General features: G+C 69.6%; 1 protein-coding gene. It reads right to left on the bottom strand.

The genetic code is table 11. The features are described 5' to 3' along the window. Positions 1 to 697, bottom strand: a 697-nt coding sequence (locus IF54_RS40225) for an AMP-binding protein (RefSeq protein WP_037821252.1), incomplete at both ends; no start/stop codon positions are given.

The raw sequence follows: 697 nt of genomic DNA, 5'->3' as shown, positions 1-697 counted from the left end.
GCAGATGAGCGGGGTGAACAGGTCGGGGATGCCCAGGTCGAAGGAGATCGACGAGAACAGCGGGGCACCGCCGTCGCCGTGCGAGGCGTACGACTGCACCGTCCAGGCGAGGTAGTTGGCCAGACCGGCATGGTGGATCATCACGCCCTTGGGGCGGCCGGTGGAGCCGGAGGTGTAGATGACGTAGGCCAACTGCGCCGGATCCGACACCCGCACCGGGGCGGTGAAGGGACGGTCCGCGAGGAAGGGACGGTCCGCGAGCGCCGCCGCCTCCGAGTCGACGACGACACGGGTCCCCGCAAAGTCACCGAGCAGCTCCGACAGCACCGACTGAGTCACCACCACCGAAGCCTTGGTGTCGGCCAGGATGAAGGCGAGACGTTCGGCCGGCAGAGTCGGATCCAGCGGAAGATAAGCCGCGCCCGCCTTCCAGATACCCAGCAGCACCGGCACCAGCTCCGGGCCGCGCTGAAGGCACACACCCACCAGGCTGTCCGCCCCGGCACCGGCGGCGATCAGATGGTGGGCGATGCGGTTGGCCCGCTCCTCCACCTCGGCATACGACATCCGCACGTCACCGGACACGACCGCCACGGCATCCGGTGTCGCGGCGACCTGCGCCTCGAAACGGTCCACCACCAGACCACCCGGCCAGCCGACAGACGAACCGTCGGCCCACTCCCCGAGCAGCACCCCC

This window comes from Streptomyces sp. NRRL B-3229 (assembly GCF_000719505.1).
Taxonomy (GTDB): Bacteria; Actinomycetota; Actinomycetes; order Streptomycetales; family Streptomycetaceae; genus Streptomyces; species Streptomyces griseorubiginosus.
The sequence above is the reverse complement of the archived record's forward strand: the minus strand, read 5'-3'. Positions and strand labels throughout refer to the sequence as shown.